The organism is Streptomyces sp. NBC_01335, from assembly GCF_035953295.1.
In the GTDB taxonomy this organism is placed as follows: Bacteria; Actinomycetota; Actinomycetes; order Streptomycetales; family Streptomycetaceae; genus Streptomyces.
In genome coordinates this window covers 523,738-547,691 of the sequence record NZ_CP108370.1, presented here as the reverse complement: position 1 = coordinate 547,691, position 23,954 = coordinate 523,738, and the positions used below count along the sequence as shown (strand labels likewise).

Here is a 23,954-nt window from a genome sequence, read left to right as displayed (position 1 = left end):
ACCGGTGCGGCGGTTTCCTCCGCGCCTTCTCCGTCGTCCCCGAAATCTCTCCCCAAAGGTGTCGACCGGCATGCATGAAAACGACTCCATCCCGTCTCGTTCGCTTCCCGCAGAGCTTTTCGAACTGACCGTTGCTCAACAGGGTGTGTGGTACGGCCAAGCGGTCGAACCGGAGAGCCCGAAGTTCAACATCGCCGAGTGCTTCGAGATCCGGGGCGATCTCGACGCGGGGACGTTCGCCGCCGCCGTCGTCCGCGCGGTCGCCCTCTGCGACAGCCTCAACGTCGAGTTCGTCGTCCACGACGGTGTCGTACGCCAGCGGGTCACGCCGCCTCCCCGGACGGACGCCGACCGGTTCCGCGTCGTCGACCTCTCCGGTACCGACGATCCCGCCGCCGCGGCCGAGCGCTACCTGGCCGACGACATGGCCACCGTCGACCGGGTCGACGCCCCGCGCCACAGCCTGGTGCTGCTGCGCCTCGGACCCCGCCGGCACTACTGGTACATCCGCTTCCACCACATCGTCGTCGACGGCCTCGGCGGTGCCGTCTTCGCCCGCATGGTGGCCGACCTCTACGCACGCGCCCTGCGCGGCGAGAACATCGCCGAGGCCGAGCTGCCCCCCGCCCCGCTCACCGATCTCCTCGCGGACGAGGCCGCGTACCTCGGCTCCGACCGGTACGAGGCCGACCGGGCCCACTGGACCGCCAGGTTCGCCGACCGCGCGGCGGACGCCACCGGTTCCGACGGTTCGGAGGGCTCTTACGGCGGGACGGGCGCACGGGGCGGTACGCCGCTCATCCGCCGCCGTACCGACGCCCCGGCCCCGGCCGCTCCCACCGGAGCGGACGGCGTGAACCTGCACACCGGGGAGACCCTGCCCGTCACCGTCCTCGACGACCTGCGCCGGCTCGCCGCCGCCAACCGCACCACCTGGTCCGCGGTCCTGGTGAGCGCGGTCGCCGCCTACGTCGGCCGGGTCACCGGCACCCGGGACGTCGTCGTCGGCCTCGCCTCCAACGGCCGCCACGGCGGGCTGCGGCACATCGTCGGCATGACCGCCAACATCCTGCCGCTGCGGCTGGAGATCACCCCCGACATGACGGTCGGCGCGCTCGTCCGCGCCGTCGCCGCCGAGATGCGCGGCGCCCTGCGCCATCGGCGCTTCTCCCGCGAACAGCTCGCCCGCGAACTGAACATGGCCGACGACGCGGCACGCCTGACGGACGTGGTCGTCAACATCATGGGTTACGCCTACGACCTCGACTTCGGCGGCAGCCCCGCCACATCCCGCCTGCTCTCCATCGGCCCGGTCGACGACGTCTCTCTCTTCGTCTCCGAACGCTCCGAGGGAACAGGCCCGTTGATCGGATTCGACGCCAACCCGGAGCTCTACCGCCCCGAGGACGTGCGGCTGAGCCAGCGCGCCGTCATCTCCTTCCTGAAGGCCCTCGCCGGCGCGGACAACGAAACCCCCCTGCGCGAGCTGCCGTTGCTCGACTCCGAGGCCGCCGCCGAACTCCTCGCCCATGGCCGGGGCGCCGACCTGGAGGTCCCGGAGCCGGCCACGAGCCTCCAGCAGGCCTTCGAAGCGCAGGTGCGCCGCACCCCGGACGCCCCCGCGGTGGTGGACGGTGCCGTCACGCAGACCTACCGGGAGCTGGCCCACCACGCGGCGGAGATCTCCGCAGCGCTGGCGGGCTGGGGGCTCGCCGCCGAGGACGGGGTCGGTGTCCTGGTGGACCGCTCCGCCGCGGTGGTGGCCGCGACCCTCGGCGTGGTCGGCGCGGGCGCCGCGTACGTACCGATGGACGCCACCTGGCCCCAGGAGCGCCTCGGGCGCGTCGCGGGCGTCGCCGGGGTCCGTGCCCTGGTGGTCGACGAGGCCGCCGCCGGGCAGAACTGGGTGAAGGTGACCGCGGCCGCCCTGCCGGTCGTCGTCGTCGACGCCCTCGGCCGGGTGCTGCGCGGCGCCCCGCCGCGTCCCGGACGGCTGCCGGACGTGACGCACGCCGACCGGCTCGCCTATGTGATGTTCACCTCCGGCTCCACCGGCCTGCCCAAGGGCGTCGGCGTCACCCACGCGGACGTCCTCGCGCTGACCGCCGACTCCGCCTGGCGGGACGGGGCGTGCGACGCGGTGCTGCTGCACTCGGCGTACGTCTTCGACGCCTCCACCTTCGAGATCTGGGCTCCGCTCCTGCGCGGCGGGAGGGTGGTCGTCGCACCCCCGGGCGTCCTGGAGGCGCCCGTCCTCACCGGGCTGGTCGACCGGTACGGAGTCACCGCGCTCTTCCTCACCACCGCCCTGTTCAACGTGGTGGCCGAGGCCGACCCGGCGGCCTTCGCCGGGCTGCGGCTGGTCGCCGCGGGCGGCGAGGCCGCCACGCCGGACCTCATGCGGCGGGTGGCCGCCGCCGCACCCCGCACCCAGGTCCTTCACGTGTACGGGCCCACCGAGACCACCACCTTCGCCGCCCGCCACCGGGTCGCCGCCGACGCGGGCGGAGTACCGCCCATCGGCCGCCCGCTCGACGGGACGCGGCTCCACGTCCTCGACGGCGACCTCGCCCTGGTGCCGCCCGGCGTGGTGGGGGAGCTGTACGTGTCGGGGCGTGGCGTGGCACGCGGCTACCGGGGCCGCCCCGCGCTGACCGCCGGCCGGTTCGTCGCCGACCCGCACGGTCCGCACGGGGCCCGCATGTACCGCACCGGGGACCTCGTCCGGTGGACCGCGCGCGGCGAGATCGAGTACGTCGGACGCGCGGACGGGCAGGTCAAGCTGCGCGGATACCGCATCGAACCCGCCGAGATCGAGGGCACGCTGCTCGCCGACCCGGGTGTGGTGGCGGTCAGCGTCCTGGTGCGCGAGGACATACCCGGCGACCGCCGGCTCGTCGCCTACGTCGTGCCCGCCACCGGCACCCGCCCGGACGACACCGCGCTCGCCCGCCGGGTGGGCCGCGCCCTGCCCGCGTACATGGTGCCCTCCGTGTTCGTGACGCTCGACGCGCTTCCGCTGAACCCCAACGGCAAGGTCGACCGCCGCGCCCTGCCCGCACCCCCCGCCGCGGCCACCACGGGGCGCGCCCCGCGCACCGCGTACGAGGAGGTGCTGGCCGGCCTGTTCGCCGACGTCCTGGGCGTCGCCGCCGTCGGCGCCGACGACAACTTCTTCTCCCTGGGCGGTCATTCGCTGCTCGCCACCCGCCTCACCGGCCGGGTGCGCGCCGCCCTGGGCGCCGAACTCGGGCTGCGTACCCTCTTCGACCACCCCACCGTCGCCTCGCTCGCCGCCGTCCTCGACACGGCCGGTTCCGCCCGGCCCGCCCTCACGCCGCAGCGGCGGCCCGAGGCGGTGCCGCTCTCCTACGCGCAGCAGCGCCTGTGGTTCCTCAACCGGGCGGAGGGCCCCGGCGACACGTACACCGTCCCGCTCGTCCTGGAGCTCGACGGCCCGCTCGACACGGGGGCCCTGCGGGGCGCGCTGGCCGACGTGGTCGCCCGGCACGAGAGCCTGCGCACCGTCTTCGCCGAGCACGACGGCGTACCGCGTCAGGACATCCTCGACGCGGCCACCGCGGCGGAGCTGGTCCCGCTCGTCGTCCGGCGGCCCCCGGCCGGGGAAGCCGGTGCCGGAGCTTCCGGAGCGGCCGGAGTGACCGGCGCCGCCGGAGCCTGGGCGGGGGAGACGGTCCGGCGGCTGGTCGCCGAGCCCTTCGACCTCACCGGCGACCTCGCCGTCCGCGCCCACCTGCTCCAGGAGGCCCCGGACCACCACCTCCTGGTCCTCGTCCTCCACCACGTCGTCGCCGACGGCTGGTCCCTCGCCCCCCTCGTCCGCGACCTCGGCGCCGCCTACCGCGCCAGGACCGGGGGCACCGGCGCCCCCGACTGGCCCGCGCTGCCGGTGCAGTACGCCGACTACACCCTCTGGCAGCGCCGGCTGCTCGGCGACGACACCGACCCGGAGAGCCTGGCCGCGATCCAGCTCGCCCACTGGCGGGAGGCGCTGCGCGGCGCTCCTGACCTGCTCGACCTGCCCCTCGACCGGCCGCGCCCCGCCGTCCCCAGCCACCGGGGCGACGCCGTCCCCTTCGCGCTCCCCGCGCCCGAGCACGCCGCGCTCGTCCGGCTCGCCCGGGCGGCGGGGTGCACCCCGTTCATGGTGCTCCAGGCGGCGCTGGCGGTGACGCTGCACGCCCACGGAGCGGGCACCGACATCCCGCTGGGCACGGCCGCGGCGGGCCGCTCCGACGAAGCCCTCGGCGACCTCGTCGGGTTCTTCGTCAACACCGTCGTGCTGCGCACGGACCTCTCCGGTGACCCGACCTTCCGCGAACTCCTCGAACGCGTGCGGGAGTTCGACATCTCCGCCTTCGGTCACGGCGACCTCCCCTTCGAGCGGATCGTGGAGGCCGTCAACCCCGAGCGCTCCGGCGGCCACCACCCGCTCTTCCAGACCATGCTGGTCCTCCAGAACCAGCGGCGGACCGAACTGGACCTGCCCGGCATCACCACCCGGGACCGGTCCCGTCACACCGGGATCAGCAAGTTCGACCTGACGTTCTCCCTGACCGAACTCGACCGCTCCGAAGGCGAGTTCGCCGGGATCGGAGGCTATCTGGAGTACGCCACCGACCTCTTCGACGCCGCCACCGCCCACGGCCTGAGCGCCCGGTTCGCCCGCGTGCTCACCCTCGCCGTCGCCGATCCCGACCGCCCGGTCCGGGACCTCGACCCGCTCGGAACGGCCGAGCGGGACCGAATCCTCGCCCAAGGCCTGGGCAGGAAGCGGCCGTTGCCCGCCCTCACCGCCCCCGAGGCGGTCCGCGAGCAGGCCGCGCGCACCCCCGGCGCGGTCGCCGTCCGCGACGAACTGACCAGCCTCACCTACGCGGAGCTCGACGCCCGCGCCGACGCCCTCGCCCACACCCTGCGCGAGCGGGGCGCGGGCCGCGAGGACCGGGTGGCCATCGCCGCGCCGCCCTCCGTCCACACCGTCGTCGCCATGCTGGCCGTGCTGCGGGCCGGAGCCGCCTACGTACCCGTCGACCCGGAGTACCCGGCGGCCCGCATCCGCCACATGCTCGACGACGCCCGGCCGGTCCTGCTGCTCACCACCACCGGCACCCGTGCGTCGCTGCCCCCGGTCGACCTGCCCTGGCTCGCCCTCGACGCACCGGCGGACCGGACCGACCCGCTCACCCCGTACGCGCCCCACCCGGACGACCCGGCGTACGTCATCTACACCTCCGGCTCCACCGGCCGCCCCAAGGGAGTGGTCGTGACCCACGGCGCGCTCACCAACCACATGGCGTGGCTGGCGGACCACCTGGACCTCACCGGCGAGGACCGGGTCCTCGCCCGCACCTCCACCAGCTTCGACGCCTCCGTGTGGGAGCTGTGGCTCCCGCTGATGAACGGCGCCGAAGTCTGCGTCCTGCCGCCCCGGGCCAACCGGGAACCCGCCGAACTCGTCGCCTTGATGGGCCGGTTCGACATCACCGTCGCCCAGTTCGTGCCCTCGCACCTGACCCACGTCCTCGCCGAGGCGGCCCACCGGGCGCCACTGCCCCGGCTGCGTGCCGTGCTCTGCGGCGGCGAACCCCTGCCGCGCGCCCTCGCCGACGAGATCGCCGTCCGCTGGGGCGCCGAAGCGCACAACCTGTACGGCCCCACCGAGGCGACCATCGACGCGACCGCGCACCGCGAGGGCCCCACCCCGGCCGCCGCGCTCCGCGAGGGCAGCACCCCGGCCGCCTCCCCGGCAGTCTCCCCGGCCGAAACCGTCCCGATCGGCCGACCCGTGGACACCATGCGCGCGTACGTCCTCGACGGGCGGCTGCGCCCCGTACCGCCGGGCGTCACCGGGGAGTTGTACCTCTCCGGGCCCAACCTCGCCCGGGGCTACCTGCACCGGCCCGGTCTGACCGCCGCACGCTTCGTCGCCGACCCCTTCACCGCCGACGGCACCCGCATGTACCGGACCGGCGACCTCGTGCGATGGAACGGACACGGGCTCCTCGACTACCAGTCCCGCGCCGACGACCAGGTCAAAATCCGTGGATTCCGCGTCGAGTTGGGCGAGGTGGAAGCCGCGCTCCTGGCGAACCCCGGCGTCACCGGCGCCTGCGCGGTGATCCGCGAGGACGCCCCCGGCCGGCGCCGCCTCGTCGCCTACGCCGTGACCGACGACCCCGCCGTACGCCCCGTCGCCCTGCGCGACGGCCTCGCCGAGGCCCTCCCGCACCACATGGTGCCCTCCGCCGTCGTCGTGCTGGACGCCCTGCCCCTGCTGCCCAACGGCAAGGTGGACCGGCGCGCCCTGCCCGAACCCGAATCGGAGACCGGCGTACCGGCCGCACCGGGACGGCTCAGCCTCCGGGAGGAGCTGCTCGCCGGGATCTTCGCCGACGTGCTGGACCGGCCCCGGGTCGGCCCGCACAGCAGCTTCTTCGACCTCGGCGGCCACTCGCTCCTCGCCATGCGCGTGGTGAGCCGCGTCCGCGCGGTACTGGGCGCGGAGATCGCCGTACGCACCCTCTTCGAGCACCCGACCGTCGCGGGCCTGGCCCGCGCCGTCGACCCGGCGGCCCGGACCCGCCCTCCCGTGGTACCGGCCGAGCGGCGGCCCGATCCGCTGCCGCTCTCCTTCGCCCAGCGGCGGCTGTGGTTCCTCAACCGGCTCGAAGGACCCAGCTCCACCTACAACATCCCGCTCGTCCTCGAACTCCACGGCACCCCGGACACGGAGGCGCTCCGCGCCGCCCTCGGGGACGTCGTCGGGCGCCACGAGTCGCTGCGCACCCTCTTCCCCGAACAGCGCGGCACACCACACCAGTTGATCGTCGGAGCGGACGGGGCCACCCCCGAACTTCCGGTCGTGGACGTGGCCCCCGCCGACCTGGAGGAGGCCGTCTTCGACGCCGTACGCCTGCCGTTCGACGTCACCGCCGACCTCCCGCTGCGCGCCCAGCTGCTGCGCGCCGCCCCCGACCACCACGTCCTGGTGCTGGTGGTGCACCACATCGCCGGCGACGGCTGGTCCCTCGCCCCGCTCGCCCGCCACCTGGGCGAGGCGTACCGGGACCGGCTCGACGGACGGGAGCCCGCGTGGGCGACGGGCCCCGTGCTCCAGTACGCCGACTACACCCTCTGGCAGCACGCGGCCCTGGGCGACGACACCGCACCCGGGAGCGCGCTCGGGCGGCAGCTGGAGCACTGGCACACCGCCCTCGCGGGGCTGCCCGGCCTGGTCGACCTGCCGCTGGACCGGCCCCGCCCGGTCACCGCCGACCCGCGCGGAGACGTCCACGCCTTCGACGTACCACCTGTGCTCCACGCACAACTCCTGCTGTTGGCGCGGGAGTCGGGAAGCAGCCTCTTCATGGTGCTCCAGGCGGCGGTGGCCGCCCTGCTGCACCGGCACGGCGCGGGCGACGACATCCCGCTCGGCACCCCCGTCGCCGGACGCACCGACGAGGCGCTGGAGGACCTGGTCGGGTTCTTCGTCAACACCCTGGTCCTGCGCACGGACCTGTCGGGCAGCCCGAGCTTCCGGGAACTCCTGGTCCGGGTGCGGGAGTTCGATCTCGCCGCGTACGGGAACCAGGACGTGCCCTTCGAACGGCTGGTGGAGAGCCTCAACCCCGTCCGGGCGCGCGACCACCACCCGCTCTTCCAGACCATGCTGGTCCTCCAGAACCAGGAGACCGTCCGCCCCGAACTCCCCGGCCTCACCGTGGAGGACCGGATCGTCCACAACGGCCTGAGCAAGTTCGACCTCACCTTCGCGTTCACCGAGGAGCGCGACGGCGGCGGCCTCTCGGCCGGGATCGAGTACGCCACCGCCCTCTTCGACCGGGACACCGTCGAAACCCTCGCCGCCCGGCTCCTCCGCCTTCTGGAGCAGGTGGCCGCCGACCCCGGCCGGCCGCTCGCCGGCCACGACCTGCTGACGGCCGACGAACACACCCGGGTCACCCGCTGGGGCACCGGCCGCCCGCTCGGCGCGCCCGCACCGGACACCACCCTGCCCGCCCTCTTCGCGGCCCAGGCGCTCCGCACCCCTGACCACCCCGCCGTCACCGACGGCGCCACCACCCTCAGCTACGCCGCGCTCGACGCGCTCTCCGCCGACCTCGCCGGGGCGCTCGCCGGGCTCGGCGTCGGACCCGAGCGCGGTGTCGGCGTCCTGCTCGCCCGGTCGCCCGCCGTGGTGACGGCCTCGCTCGGCGCGGTCCGCGCGGCGGGCAGCTACGTCCCCATGGACGCGCGCTGGCCCGACGAGCGGCTCGAACAGGTCGCCGCAACGGCGTCGTTGCGGGCCCTCGTCGTCGACGAGGCCGCCCTCGCCTCCCCCTGGGTGACCGCCACCGCCGGCCGGCTGCCGGTCCTGGTCGTGGACCGGCTCGGCAGGGTCCTGCGCGGCGGCCCCGAACGTCCGGGCCGCCCGGCCGCCGTACCGGGGCCGCACACCCTCGCGTACACCATGTTCACCTCCGGCTCCACCGGCCTGCCCAAGGGCGTCGGCGTCACCCACGCCGACGTGGCCGCGCTCACCGAGGACTCCGCCTGGCGCGAGGGCGCCGCCGACGCGGTGCTGATGCACTCGGCGTACGTCTTCGACGCCTCCACCTTCGAGATCTGGGCCCCGCTCCTGCACGGCGGAAAGATCGTCGTCGCACCGGACGGTGTTCTGGAGGCCCGCGCCCTCGGCGACGCCGTCCGCGAACACGGGGTGACCGCCGTCTTCCTGACGACGGCGCTCTTCAACGTGATCGCCGAGACCGCTCCGGGGGCCTTCCGGGGGCTCCGCCTCCTGTGCGCCGGAGGCGAGCTCGCCTCCCCGGACGCCATGCAGCGCGTCGCCGGCACCACGCCCGGTCTGCGCGTCCTCCACGTCTACGGGCCGACCGAGACCACCACCTTCGCCACCCGCCACGACGTGACCGCCGGCCTCCCGGCCGGACCGCCGCCCATCGGCCGCCCGCTGGACGGCATGCGGCTGTACGTGCTCGACGGCTCCCTCGGCCCGGTCGCCCCCGGTGTCGTGGGCGAGCTGTACCTCGCCGGGCGCGGAGTCTCCCGCGGCTACACCGGGCAGCCCGCCCTGACCGCCGGCCGCTTCGTCGCGGACCCGTTCGGCCCCGCCGGAAGCCGGATGTACCGCACCGGCGACCTCGTCCGCTGGACCCGGGACGGGCACATCGCCTACGTCGACCGCGCGGACGGACAGGTGAAGCTGCGCGGCTACCGCATCGAACTCGGCGAGATCGAATCCGTCCTGGCTCGCTGCGAGGGGGTCGCCGACTCCTTCGCCGTCGTCCGCGAGGACACCCCCGGCGACCGGCGCCTCGTCGCCTACGTGGTGCCCACCGCCCGGGCGCTCCCCGCGCCCGCCGACCTCGCCCAGGAGCTCGGCCGGTCCCTGCCCGCGTACATGGTGCCCTCCGCGTTCGTGCTGCTCGACGCGCTGCCGCTGACCGTCAACGGCAAGGTGGACCGGCGCGGCCTTCCCGCACCCGTCCACGGGGAGCAGAGCCGGAGGACCGGCGGCGGTACGGCCCGCAGTGCCCGCGCGGAAATCCTCTGCGGACTCTTCGCCGACGTGCTCGGGCTCGACGGCCTCGACGCCGAAGGCGACTTCTTCGCCCTCGGCGGCCACTCCCTGCTCGCCACCCGCCTCGTGGCCCGCATCCGGAGCGTGCTCGGCGTGGAGGTCCCCGTCAAGGCGCTCTTCGAGCACTCCACCCCGGCCGCCCTCGCCGCGGCGCTGGACGGGGCCGAGCGGGCCAGAAGACCCCTGGAGAGAGCCGGGAAGCGCCCCGATCCGCTGCCGCTCTCCTTCGCGCAGCAGCGCCTCTGGTTCCTCGGGCGGCTGGAGGGCCCCAGCGCCACGTACAACGTGCCGCTGGTGCTCCGCCTGGACGGCCCGCTCGACACCGGCGCCCTGGAGAACGCCCTCGCGGACGTGGTCGAGCGCCACGAGAGCCTGCGCACCGTCTTCCCCGACACCGACGGCATCGCCCGGCAGGTGGTACTCGACGCCACCGGTGCCGACCTCGACCTGACGCCCCGCGACACCGACCCCGCCCACCTCGGCGACGTGCTCACCGCCGAGGTGACGCACCCCTTCGACGTGAGCGCCGAACTCCCCGTGCGCGCCCGGCTGATGAGGCTCGCGCCCGAAGCCCACGTCCTGGTGCTGGTGGTGCACCACATCGCCGGTGACGGCTGGTCCCTCGCCCCGCTCGCCCGCGACCTGGGCGACGCGTACCGGGCACGGATCGAGGGCGGGGAGCCGGGCTGGAGCGAACTCGCCGTCCAGTACGCCGACTACACCCTCTGGCAGCGCGCCCTGCTCGGCGAGGAGGACGACCCCTCCAGCCAGGCCGCCCGCCAACTCGCCTTCTGGCGAACCGCCCTGGCCGGCGCCCCCGATTTGCTGGAACTGCCCTGCGACCGGCCGCGCCCCGCCGTGCCCGCCCACTGCGGCGACGCCCACCCCTTCACCGTCGGCCCCGACACCCACCGGGCGCTCGCCGATCTCGCCCGGACCCGGGGCAGCAGCCTCTTCATGGTCCTCCAGGCCGCCCTGTCGGTCCTCCTCTCCCGCCACGGCGCGGGTGAGGACATCCCGCTGGGCACCGCGGTCGCCGGCCGCACCGACGAGGCGCTCGACGACCTGGTCGGGTTCTTCGTCAACACCCTGGTGCTGCGCGCCGATCTGAGCGGCGACCCCACCTTCGGCGAAGTCGTCGACCGGGTACGCGACTTCGACCTGGCCGCCTACGCCCACCAGGACCTGCCCTTCGAGCGGCTGGTGGACGCCCTCAGCCCCGTCCGCGCCCAGAACCACCACCCGCTCTTCCAGACCATGCTGGTCCTCCAGAACCAGGGCGACGCCGCCATCGACCTGCCCGGGCTGACGGTGACCGAGCAACCCGTGCAGACCGGCATCAGCAAGTTCGACCTGACCTTCACCTTCACCGAGACCTACGACGCGTCCGGCCGGCCCGCCGGCCTCCGGGGCGTCCTGGAGTTCTCCACCGAACTCTTCGTCCCCGCCACCGCCCACACCCTGGCCGCCCGGCTGACCCGCCTCCTCGCCACGCTCGCCACCGACCCCGGCCGGCGCGTCCACGCCGTGGATGTGCTGGAGCCGGACGAGCGGCGGAGCCTGGACCGCGTCGCCCACGGCCCCACCCGCCCCTCGGCCGCCGGCACCGCACCCGGGGCGTTCCGCGCGCAGGCCGCCCGTACCCCCGGGGCGATCGCCGTACGCGACGGCGGCGACGGGATCACCTTCGCCGAACTCGACCTGCTATCCGACGACTTGGCCCACCATCTGCACGACCGGGGCATCGGCCGCGGCGATCTGGTCGCCCTGGCGCTGGAAGGCACCACCGACCAGGTTCTCGCGATGCTGGCGGTCACCAAGGCCGGGGCCGCCTATCTGCCCGTCGACCTGGAGTACCCCGAGGCACGCATCGCCCACATGCTCGACGACGCCCGCCCGGCGCTGCTCCTCACCCATGGCGCCCGGGACGCCCACGGCGCCCGGGGAACCCACGGCGATCGCGCGGGACACGGAGATCGCGCGGGACACGGCGACCGCGAGGGGCACGGCGACCGCGAGGGGCACGGAGACCGTGCCGGACGCCCCGGTCCCGCCCTGCCCCGGCTCGCACTCGACGACCGGGCCGCCTGGTCCACCGGGCGCGCCGCGCCGACCGGCGCCGGGCCCGACCCGCGCGACGCCGCGTACGTCATCTACACCTCGGGCTCCACCGGCCGCCCCAAGGGCGTGGTCGTCACCCACGCCTCCCTCACCAACCACATGGCGTGGATGGCGGACCACCTCGGGCTCAGCGGCGACGACCGGGTCCTCGCCCGTACCTCGCCGAGCTTCGACGCCTCGGTCTGGGAGACCTGGCTGCCGCTCCTGCACGGCGGCTCCACCTGTCCCGTGCCGCCCGCCCTCAACCACGACCCCGCCGGGCTGCTCTCCCGGATGCGCGCAGAGGGCGTGACCCTCGCCCAGTTCGTGCCCTCCCACCTCTCCGTCGTCCTCACCGAGACCGGCCCGGACGCGGTGCCCGACTCACTGCGGGCCGTCCTGTGCGGCGGCGAACCGCTGCCCCGGGCACTGGCGGAACGCGTCGGCCGGGAGTGGCGGACCGAGGTGCACAACCTCTACGGGCCGACCGAGGCCACCATCGACGCCACCGCCCACCACCACGGGTCCGCCGGAGCCGACGGACCGGCGGGGGAGGGGAGCGTGCCGCTCGGCCACCCGGTCGACAACACCCGCGCCTACGTCCTCGACGCCGGTCTGCGACCGGTGCCCACCGGCGTCACCGGGGAACTCCACCTCGCGGGCGGCGGACTCGCCCGCGGCTACCTGGGGCGCCCCGGCCTGACCGCCGCACGGTTCGTCGCCGACCCCTACGGCCCCGCCGGAAGCCGGATGTACCGCACCGGAGACCTCGTCCGGCGGGACGCCGACGGCCTGCTCACCCACGTCGGGCGCGCCGACGACCAGGTCAAGGTCAACGGATTCCGCATCGAACCGGGCGAGATCGAGGCCGCCCTCACCGCGCTCGACACCCTCGCCACCGCCTGCGTCCTGGTCCGTGAGGACCGGCCCGGCGAGCGCCGCCTGGTCGCGTACACCGTCCCCGACCCGCGCGGCGGCTCCCCGGCCCCGGCGGAGCGCGAACTCCGCGCCCGCCTCGCCGAGTCGCTGCCGCCGTACATGGTGCCCGCCGTCTTCGTGACCCTGGACGCGCTGCCGCTGCTGCCCAACGGCAAGACCGACCGGCGCGCCCTGCCCGCCCCCGCCCGGCCCACCGCCGAGCGCCCGGGCGACCGGCCGCGCACCAAGGAGGAAGAGGTGCTCTGCGAGGTGTTCGCCGCCGTCCTGCGCGCACCCGCCGTCCGCACCGACGACGACTTCTTCGCCCTCGGCGGCGACAGCATCCTCTCCATCCAGCTCGTCAGCCGGGTCCGCGAGGCCGGCCTGAGGGTCACCCCCCGCGACGTCTTCGTCCACCGCACCCCCGAGGCCATCGCCGCCGCGTCCACCACGCTCGACCAGGGCGCCGCGCCCGGCCGGGCCACCCCCGCGCCCACCGAGCGGGGCACCGGCACCCTGCCGGCTACCCCCATCGTCGCCTGGTTCCTGGAGCGCCCCGGCACGACGGACGGCTACAACCAGTCCGGAGTCCTGCGCACACCGCCCGGAGCCGGTACCGACACGCTGACCGTCGCCCTCCAACTCCTCATCGACCACCACGACATGCTCCGCCTCCGGGTCGGCCGCCCGGCCGGAGGCGAGCCCGTCCTCGACGTGCTGCCGACGGGCTCCGTCCCCGCCCGCGACCGGTTCACCCGGATCGACATCACGGGACTTGCCGCCGATGCCGTCCGGGCCGCCGTCACCGAGGCGGGCGAGGAGGCCCGCGGGCGGCTCAGCCCCGCGGACGGGAACGTCGTGGAGGCCGTCTGGTGCGACGCCGGACCCGGCGCCCGAGGACGGCTGCTCCTCGTCGTCCACCATCTCGCCGTCGACGCGGTCTCCTGGCGCATCCTCGCCGCCGACCTGGCCACCGCCTGGCGGGCCGTCACCGGAGGCCCCGGAGACCCCGGAGACCCCGGAGGCCCCGGAGGCCCCGGAGGCCCCAAGGGGAGGGTGGGAGACACGGCAGGGCTCCCCGCCGCCACCACCTCCTACCGGCACTGGGCGCACCTCCTCGCCGCCCAGGCGAACGACCCCGCGCGCGAGGCCGAACTCCCGCTCTGGGAAGCGATGTCGAGCACCCCCGACCCGCAGCTGGGACCCCGCCCGCTCGACCCCGCCCTGGACACCGCGGGCCGCACGCGCACCCTCGTCACCCGGCTGCCCGCCGCCCGCACCGAGCCCCTCCTCAGCACCGTCCCAGCCGCCTTCCACGCCGGAGTGGACGACGTGCTGCTCACCGGTCTGGCCCTCGCCGTGAGCGCCTGGCGCGCCGAACGCGCCTCCGGCGCAACCGGCCCCGGGGGCACGGGCGTCCTGATCGACCTGGAGGGACACGGCCGGGAGCAGATCGACGAGCGCCTCGACCTGTCCCGTACCGTCGGCTGGTTCACCAGCCTCTACCCGGTCCGCCTCGACCCCGGACCTCTCGACCCCCGCGCCCCCGGGCGCTTCGACGCCGCCCTCGCCGAACGCGCCCTCAAGCGCGTCAAGGAACAGCTGCGGACCGTCCCCGACCACGGAGTCGGCTACGGCATGCTCCGGCGGCTCAACGCGACGACCGGCCCCCGGCTGGCCGCCGCACCCGACCCCCAGATCGGCTTCAACTACCTCGGCCGGTACGCGAGTGCGCGGACGCCTGCCGACCCGGCCGGCGGCGCCGACTGGGAGGTGCTGCTCGACGGCGGCGGGCCCCGGGCCCAGGACCCCGCGATGCCCGTCCACCACGTGCTCGACATCAACGCGCACACCGAGGACGGGCCGGACGGCCCGACCCTGGTGACCCGCTGGACCTGGCCCGCCGGCCTTCTCACCGAGGACGCCGTGGAACTCCTCTCCGACGCGTTCACCCGCGCCCTCGGCGCGCTCGCCGAACACGCCGAGCGGCCCGACGCGGGCGGCTGGACGCCCTCCGACCTTCCCCTGGTCTCGCTGGACCAGGCCCAGATCGACCGACTGCAGAACAAGTGGGGTGGACGCAAGTGACCGGGTTCCAGCTGGAGGACGTACTGCCGCTGACGCCGTTGCAGGCAGGCATGCTCTTCCACGCGCTGTACGACTCCCACGCCGTGGACGTCTACACCGCTCAGTTCGTCTTCGACCTCGAAGGCACCCCCGACGTTCCCGCCCTGCGCACCGCCGTCGGCGGCCTGCTGCGGCGGCACGCCAACCTCCGGGTCGGCTTTCTCCACGAGGACCTGCCCGAGCCCGTGCAGGCCGTCGCCGCCCGGGTGCCGGTGCCGCTGGAGGAGGTGGACCTGACCGGCCCCGACGGCCCGGCGGCCACCGAAGAACGTCTCACCGCCTTCCTCGCCGCCGACCGCACCCGACGCTTCGACCTCGCCACCCCGCCCCTGATGCGCTTCACCCTGCTGCGCACCGCACCGAGCCGCCACCGCCTCGTCATGACGGCCCATCACATTCTGCTCGACGGCTGGTCGATGCCGCTGCTGGTACGGGAGTTGTTCGAGCTGTACGCGACCGGGGGCGACGACTCCGCGCTGCCCCGGGTCGCCCCGTACCGCAGCTACCTCGCGTGGCTGGCCCAGCAGGACCGCGCGGAGGCCCTCGACGCCTGGCGCGCCGCGCTGGCCGGGATCGAGGCGCCGACCCTGCTCGCCGGGCGCGGCGGTCACGGCGCGTCGACGTCCGGCGAACGACCCTCCGGCGAAAGGCTCTCCGGCGAACGGCTCTCCGGCGAACGGCCCTCCGCCGAGGGTGAACAGCCCGCCGCCGAGGGCGGTCCGACCTCCGCCGAGCTTCCCGAGACGCTCGTCCTCGACCTGGACGAGGCCACCACCACCCGGCTGCGCGAGACGGCCCGCGCCCACCGGCTCACTCTCAACACCCTGGTCCAGGGCGCCTGGGGGCTGCTGCTCACCCGGCTCACCGGCCGCGCCGACATCGTGTTCGGCACCACGGTCTCCGGCCGCCCGCCCGAGATCCCCGGCGTGGAGTCGATGGTCGGGCTGTTCATCAACACCGTGCCGGTACGGCTGCGTCCGGCCGCCGACGACACCCTGGCCACCCTCCTGACCCGGCTCCAGGAGGAGCAGGGGCGCCTCCTCGGAGCCCAGTTCGTGGGGCTGACCGAGATCCGCGAAGTCACCGGGATGGACGAACTCTTCGACACCCTCACGGTGTTCGAGAACTATCCGCTGGACGCGGAGGCCCTGCGCACCGCCCGGCGGGGGCTGTCCGGCCTCGCCGTCACCGGCTTCACCGGCACGGACGCCGCCCATTACCCGCTCACCCTGACCATCGCCCCGGGCGACACCCTGCGTATCACCTTCGGCCACCGGGCCGCCGTCCTCGGCCGGGACGAGGTGGCCCGCACCGCCGCCCGGATGCGCCGGCTGCTGACCACGATGGCCCAGGGGCTCGACCTGCGCGTCGACGCGGTGTCCGTCCTCCTGGACGGCGAGCGGGAGGCACTGCTGGCACAGGGGCGGGGCGCCCAACTCCCGCCCGGAACAACGGGGGCGAGTGTCCCGGAGGCCGTGGCGCGCATCGCCGCCCGGCAGCCGGACCGGGTCGCCGTCACCGGCGCCGGCGAGGAGCTCACGTACGGCGGGCTCCTCCACCTGTCCGAGGAACTGGCCGGGGCGCTCACCGGACTCGGAGCCGGTACGGAGCGGGGCGTCGGCATTCTCATGGGCCGCTCGACCGCCCAGGTCACCGCCTCCCTCGCGGCCCTGCGCGCGGGCGCCGCCTACGTACCCCTCGACCCGCGCTGGCCCGCCGAACGCCTCGCCCGGGTCGTGGAGGTGTCCGCCCCGCGCGTCCTCGTCGTCGACGAGGCCACCCGCGCGCACCCCTGGGTGCGGCAACTCCCGCCCGGCGCGACGGTGGTGACCGTGGACCCGGCCGGCCGGGTGCTGCACGGAGGCCCGGACGCCCCGGGCGTGCTCCCCTCCGACGCCCTCCTCTCCGTGGGAGGCGGAGCCCGACTCGCCTACGTGATGTTCACCTCCGGCTCCACCGGACTGCCCAAGGGCGTCGGCGTCACCCACGCCGACATCGCCGCGTTGGCTGCCGACCGGACCTGGGGCGACGGCGCCGCCGACGCCGTCCTCATGCACTCGGCGTACGCCTTCGACGCCTCCACCTTCGAGATCTGGGTGCCCCTCCTCCATGGGGGCCGCGTCGTCCTCGCCCCCGACGGGGCCCTCCAGCCCGCCGCGATCCGCGACCTGGTGGCCCGCCACGGCGTGACGGCGGCGTTCCTGACCACCGCGCTGTTCAACGTCGTCGCCGACACCGACCCCGGCGCCCTCGGCCTGCTGCGGCTGGTCGCCGCGGGTGGCGAGGCCGCCGCCCCCGGCGTCTTCCAGCGGCTGGCCGCCGCCCACCCCGGCACCGCCGTCCTCCACGTCTACGGCCCGACCGAGACCACCACCTTCGCCACCCGGCACCACGTCCGCCCCGGCGACGCACCCGACGGGGCGCCCCCCATCGGCCGGCCGCTCGACGGCATGCGCGCCCACGTGCTCGACCCGGACCTGCGCCCCGTACCACCCGGCGCCGAAGGGGAGTTGTACCTCGCGGGGCCCGGCGTCGCACGCGGCTACCTCGGCCGCCCCGGCCCCACCGCCACCCGGTTCGTCGCCGACCCCTTCGCCGGGGACGGGACGCGGATGTACCGCACCGGCGACCTCGTGCGCCGCGACCCGGACGGTGCCGTGCGCTACCTGGCGCGGGCGGACCAGCAGATCAAACTGCGCGGCCACCGCATCGAACCCGCCGAGATCGAGGCGGTGCTCCGCACCGATCCCTCCGTACGCGCCGCCTGCGTCCTGGTCCGCGAGGACCTGCCCGGCGACCGCACCCTCACCGCCTACGTCGTACCCGCCCCCGGCCACACCCCGGACCCAGTCCTGCTCGCCGCGCACGTCGGCCGCCATCTGCCCGCCTCCATGGTGCCGGCCGCGATCCAGCCCCTCGACGCCCTCCCGCTCACCCCCAACGGCAAAATCGACCGGCAGGCCCTGCCCGCGCCCGCCCGGCCCACCGCACCGGCCGGACGGCCACCGCGCGGCGCCCACGAGGAGATCCTCGCCGGGCTCTTCGCCGACGTACTGGGCGTGGACCGCGTCGCGGCCGACGACAACTTCTTCTCACTGGGCGGCCATTCACTGCTCGCCACCCGACTCGTCGGCCGGGTCCGCACCGCGCTGGAGACCGAGGCGGACATTCGCACCCTCTTCGAGAACCCCACCGTCGCCACGCTCGCCACCGCCCTGGAACACGCCGCCCGCCCCGCCCGCCCCGCCCTCGTCCCGCAGGAACGCCCCGCGACGCTCCCGCTCTCCTACGCCCAGCAGCGTCTGTGGTTCCTCCACCGGCTCGAAGGCCCCTCGGCCACGTACAACATCCCCTTCGCCGTACGCCTCGACGGGCCGCTCGACACCGAGGCCCTGCGCCGGGCGCTGCGCGACGTCGTCACCCGGCACGCCTCCCTGCGCACCGTCTTCCCGGAGCGCGGCGGCGCACCGTGCCAGCACATCACCGACCCCGGTGACGTGCGGCTCCCGCTCGTCGTGGAGGCCGCCGACGAGGAGAAGCTCGCCGACCGCGTCCGCGCGTGCGCGACCGAGCCGATCGACATCGAACACCGCCTCCCCGTCCGGGCGACCCTGCTGCGTCTCGCCGAGGAAGCGCACGTCCTGGTCCTGGTGATCCACCACATCGCGGCCGACGGTTCCTCCCTGGCGCCCTTCGCCCGCGACCTCGCCGCCGCCTACCGCGCACGCCTGCGCGCCGAGGCCCCCGCCTGGACGGAGCTCCGCGTGGACTACGCGGACCACGCCCTCTGGCAGCGCCGCCTGCTCGACGGCGGGAACGACGGCACGGACGGCCTGTTGAACCGTCAGCTCACGCACTGGAAAACGGCGTTGGAAGGACTGCCGGAGGTCGTCGAGCTGCCCTGGGACCGCCCGCGCCCGCCCGTCGCCCGGCACACCGGCGCCACCCACACCTTCACCCTCGGCCCCGCCACCGCACGTCGGGTCGGCGAACTCGCCCGCGCCACCGGCAGCACCGTCTTCATGGTGCTCCAGGCGGCCCTGTCGCTCGCGCTCTCCCGCCACGGCGCCGGGGACGACATCCCGCTCGGCACGGCCGTCGCCGGCCGCACCGACGAGGCGGCCACCGACCTCGTCGGCTTCTTCGTCAACACCCTCGTGCTGCGCACGGACCTCTCGGGCGACCCGACGTTCCTCGAACTCCTCGCACGGGTCAAGGAGTTCGACCTCTCGGCGTACGCGCACCAGGACATGCCCTTCGAGCGGCTGGTCGAACTCCTCAACCCCGCCCGCTCGCAGACCCACCACCCCCTCTTCCAGACCATGCTCGTCCTCCAGAACCACACCCCCGCCGCCCCCGTCGACCTGCCCGGCCTCACCGTCACACCCGTGCCCCTCGGCACGGCCGTGAGCAAGTTCGACCTCTCCTTCACCCTCACCGAGACCCACGACGCCGGCGGGGTGCCCGACGGCATGCGGGCCACCGTCGACTACGCGACGGAACTCTTCGACGCCGCGACCGTGCACGGCCTCGCCGAACGGCTCGTCCTGCTGCTCGACGCCGTCACCACCGACCCGGACCGCCCGCTGAGCACGTACGACGTGCTCACCGCACCCGAGCGCGTCCGCCTCACCGCCTGGGGCACCGGCCCCGCGGACGACCTGCCCGGCTCCACCGTCCCCTCGCTCTACGAGGAGTGGGCCCGGCGCACCCCGGACGCGCCCGCCGTCCGCGACGCCCGCACCACCCTCACGTACGCCGCGCTCGACGCCCGCGCCGACGCCCTCGCACGCCGGCTCACCGCCCTCGGCATCGGCCCCGAGGACCGGGTGGCGGTCGCCCTGCCCCGCACCCACGACCTCCTCGTCGGTCTCCTCGGCGTCCTCAAGGCGGGGGCGGCGTACATACCGCTCGACCCCGACTACCCGGCCGACCGCCTCTCCTACATGCTCGAAGACGCCGACCCGCGCCTGCTCCTGACCACCCTCGCCCTCCACCGACGGCTCCCCGCCACCCCGGTGCCCCACCTGTACGCCACCGACCCCGACGACCCCGGCGACGGTGCCGCCCCGGCCCGCCGCCCGCTCCCGGAGCACCCCGCGTACGTCATCTACACCTCCGGCTCCACGGGCCGGCCCAAGGGCGTCGTGGTCACCCACCGGGGCGCCGGCGCCATGGCCAGGGCCCAGCGGGAACGGCTGCGCGTCACCCCGGACAGCCGGGTGCTGCACATGGCGTCCGTCAGCTTCGACGCCGCGTTCTGGGAACTCTGCATGGCCCTGCTCTCCGGGGCCTGCCTGGAGATCGACGAACGCGACGCCCTGCTGCCCGGTCCCGCCCTCGCCGCCACCGTCCGCGAACGCGGCGCCACCCACCTCACGCTGCCGCCCGCCGCACTCGCGGTGATGCCCGCAGGCTCGCTGCCCACCGGAACCACCCTGGTCCTCGCGGGCGAGGCGTGCACCCCGGCCCTGGTGCGCGACTGGGCGGCCGGCCGCTCCCTCGTCAACGCCTACGGCCCCACCGAGACCACCGTCTGCGCGACCATGAGCGCCGCCCAGCACCCGGACGGACCGCTCGCCCCCGACCGCACGGTGCCCATCGGCGTCCCCGTCGACGGCACCCGGGTCCACGTCCTGGACGACCGGCTGGCCCCCGTGCCCCCCGGCGTCGTCGGTGAGCTGTACGTCTCCGGCGCGGGAGTCGCCCGCGGCTACCACGGCAGGCCCGGCCTCACCGCGACCCGCTTCGTGGCCGACCCGGCCGACCCCGCGGGGGGCCGGATGTACCGCACCGGCGACCTGGTCCGCTGGACCACCGGCGGCGGACCGGGCGGCGGGCACGGTGAACTCGTCTACGTCTCCCGCGTGGACGACCAGGTCAAGCTCCGCGGCTTCCGCATCGAACCCGGCGAGATCGAGGCCGTGCTCACCGCCCTGCCCGGCGTGGCGGCGGCCTGCGCCGTCGTCCGCGAGGACCGGCCCGGCGACCGGCGCCTCGTCGCGTACACCGTCCCGGCCGACGGCACGGCCGGACCGGACGCGTCCGAGCTGCGCGCCCACCTCGCCGCCGCCCTGCCCGCCCACATGGTCCCCGCCGCCTTCGTACGCCTCGACGCGCTGCCGCTGACCCCCAACGGCAAGACCGACCGGCGGGCCCTGCCCGCCCCCGACCGGGCCGCGCCGGCCGGCGGCCGCTCCCCGCGCACGGACCGCGAGCGGGCCCTGTGCGAGGCGTTCGCGGAGACCCTCGGCGTGGCCGGGGTCGGCGTCAGCGACGACTTCTTCGCCCTGGGCGGCCACTCCCTGCTCGCGGTGACCCTCGCCCAGCGGATCGAGGAGCGCTGCGGCCGACGCCCCTCCCTGCGCGCCCTGTTCGCGGCACCCACGGTCGAAGGGGTGGACCGCCTCCTGGGAAGCGCGGCCGGAGAACAGAGCCCGCCGGAGACCACCGCGGGACCGGACCTCGCCGCCGAGGTCCGCCTCGCCCCGGACATCACCGGCGCCGGCCGGAACGCCCCGGTCCCCGCACCCGCCCGCCGCCCCGCCCGGCCGTCCGCCCGCCCCCTGCTGACCGGCGCCTCCGGCTTCCTCGGCGCCTACCTCCTGCGCGACCTGCTCGAAACCACCGGCGGCCCGGTCGACTGCCTGGTGCGCGCCGAGGACGCACCCCGCGCCGCGCACCGGCTGCGCACCAACCTGGAGCACTACGGGCTCTGGCACCCCCGGTACGCCGAGCTGATCCACCCCGTCCCCGGCGACCTCGCCGCCCCCGGCCTCGGCCTGTCGCCCGAGGACCGGACCGCCCTGGTACGCCGCCTCGGACCCGTCCTGCACAACGGCGCACACGTCAACTTCGCCGCCCCGTACGCGGACCTGCGCGCGGCCAACGTCGCCGGAACCGAGGAACTGCTGCGCCTGCTCGCCGACTCCGCCTCACCCGGGATGCACCACGTCTCGACCACCGGCGTCTACGCCCCCGCCGCCGTCACCCTCACCGAGACCAGCCCGACCGGCCCGGCGACCCGGCTGCCGGACGGCTACACGCGGAGCAAGTGGGTCGCCGAGGGGCTCGTCGGCCTCGCCAGGGAACGCGGGCTCCCGGTGGCCGTCCACCGCCCGGGCCGCATCAGCGGCGACACCGCGACCGGTGCCTGCCAGGAAAGGGACCTGCTCTGGCAGCTGATCAAGGGGTGCCTGCAGGCGGAGGCGGTACCGGACCTGCCGCACGGCTCGACCGACTGGGTGCCGGTCGACCACGTCAGCGCGGCGGTGGTGGCGCTCACCCTCGCGGACGCAGGGGCCGACGGGACGTACCACCACACCAACCCGGACGCCCCCGGCCTCGACCGGGTCTTCGAGGCGGCCGCCCGCCTCGGCCACGAGGTGCGCACCCTCCCCGCCGAGCAGTGGCAGGCCCGCGTCGCGGCCCAGCCGGACAACGCGGCCCAGCTGTTCCTCGGCGACGGCGAGCGGCCGGAGGGAGGGGCGACGGACCAGCGCCGCTTCGACTCCGGCCGCACCGCCGAGGCGGTGGCCGCCCTCGGCGTCCACCTGCCGCCGCTCACCGACGAGGTGGTGACCCGCTATCTCACGTACTTCCGGGGGACGGGGTTCCTGCCGGCGCCACGGGGGGTGCCGGCGGCGTCGTGACACGCGACGGAGGGCCGGGGACGCGGACGCCGCTCCCCGGCCCTCCGGCCGGTCAGCCGTTGGTGATGCGCACCACCCCGGTGACGGTCCCCTGGTACACCACGCCGCCCGGGGCGATGGAGCCCACCATCTGGAGCGAGTCGAAGAGCGAACCGGTGCCGACGGACTTGGTGCGGACCGTCTTGCCGGTCGCCGGGTCGATCTCCGCGTAGGCGAAGTTGTCCAGGATGGAGGTGCTGTTGGTGCCCGGGATGAGCGGGCTGCGGACGATGGTGTGGAGGAGGCCGTCGGCGGTGGAGAGCCGGGGCACGGCCGAGGAGCGGATGCTGGTGTCCCACTTCAGGTCGCATCCGGAACCGTCCGCGCGCACGTCGACCCGGCTGAAGCCGCCCGTGAAGTCGGCGGAGGCGGGGACGCTGGTGCCGGCGTTCTCGGGGAGGGCGGGGTAGGGGTAGCCGTAGGTGCTGGCGACGAAGACCGAACTGCCCACCGCGACCGGGGAGTTCTCGCTGCCGCTGCCGGACTTGAGCACCGGGACCGAGCAGACCTGGGCGCCCGTGTCGGTCCGGTACACGAGGAGGTTCTCGGTGGGCGAGGCGTTGTCCACGATGGTGACGTAGTCGGTGCCGGTGTTCGGGCCGAAGAACGTCGGGGTCGACCCCGTGCCCCAGCTCAGCTGGCCGGGCTTGCGCGCGGGCCCGCGGTCGTAGGGCTGTCGCCAGGTGATGGTGGGCGTGCCGTCCGCGGTGGCGTTCAGCAGGTACGTGGCGTGGCTGGTGGCGACCGATGTGCCCGCCGGCGCCGTCGAGATCGAGTTGTCGACGCGCTCCCCGGCCGGCAGGGTCAGCGAGCGGACGGTGCCGGTGCGGTCGTCCGCGGTGCCGACCACACCGCGGCCGGTGGCGAACCACACCCGGCCCTGCCAGTCCGGCGAGACCCCGGTGACGGCGTCGCCTTCCGGGACGGCACCGGCCAGCGAGAGTGAACTCGCCACGTAAAGCTCCCAGTTGCCCGAAGCGTTGCGGCGGTGGCCGATACGGAGCAGGGTGCGGTTCCCGTCGACCGCGACGAGCCGGTCCTGGTCGTCGAGGTACGCGTACACCCCGCCCAGCAGTGAGCCCTTGGCGATGGTGAGCGTCGTCAGCGACTCGCCGGACGCGGGGTCGAGCAGATGAACGGTGGGCACCTGGCCGAAGATCGGCGTGCACAGGGCGACCGGGTAGCCGTCCGACCCGACCAGGATCGTGGGGCAGGCGGACTGGAGGGCGACCCGCTTCGAGGTCAGCGAACCGGCACCCGGCCCCGGGAGCGGAGTGGCGTCGGACGAGCCGGTGTCGCCGTGCATGGTCGCGGTGCCCTGGGGGCCGCTGTACGGGTTGTGCGGCGGCAACGGGCCGAACGCCGTCGCGGCCTGGGCCGGGAACGCGGCCGCCAGGGTGAAGAGGGTGGCGGCGCCCAGCACCGCGGCACGGGGGAACAGGGACGGACGGGGCACGGGGGAGTCCATTCGGGAGAGGACGGCAGGGGGCGGC

3 protein-coding genes are annotated in these 23,954 nt (G+C 75.3%); 2 read left to right on the top strand and 1 reads right to left on the bottom strand.

Annotated features, from left to right (window positions below):
- The first annotated feature begins 70 nt into the window (after positions 1 to 70).
- Positions 71 to 14,731, top strand: coding sequence for a non-ribosomal peptide synthetase (locus tag OG599_RS02140; RefSeq protein ID WP_327174195.1), 14,661 nt, complete (start codon positions 71 to 73; stop codon positions 14,729 to 14,731).
- Complete coding sequence (locus OG599_RS02135; RefSeq protein WP_327174194.1) at positions 14,728 to 22,422, top strand: non-ribosomal peptide synthetase; 7,695 nt, start codon at positions 14,728 to 14,730, stop codon at positions 22,420 to 22,422. The genes OG599_RS02140 and OG599_RS02135 overlap by 4 nt, the downstream gene beginning before the upstream one ends.
- 52 nt (positions 22,423 to 22,474) lie before the next feature.
- On the opposite strand, the gene OG599_RS02130 is transcribed toward OG599_RS02135, so the two are convergent.
- Positions 22,475 to 23,929, bottom strand: a complete 1,455-nt coding sequence (locus OG599_RS02130) for a hypothetical protein (RefSeq protein ID WP_442809367.1) — start codon at positions 23,927 to 23,929, stop codon at positions 22,475 to 22,477.
- Between the last annotated feature and the right edge of the window lie 25 nt (positions 23,930 to 23,954).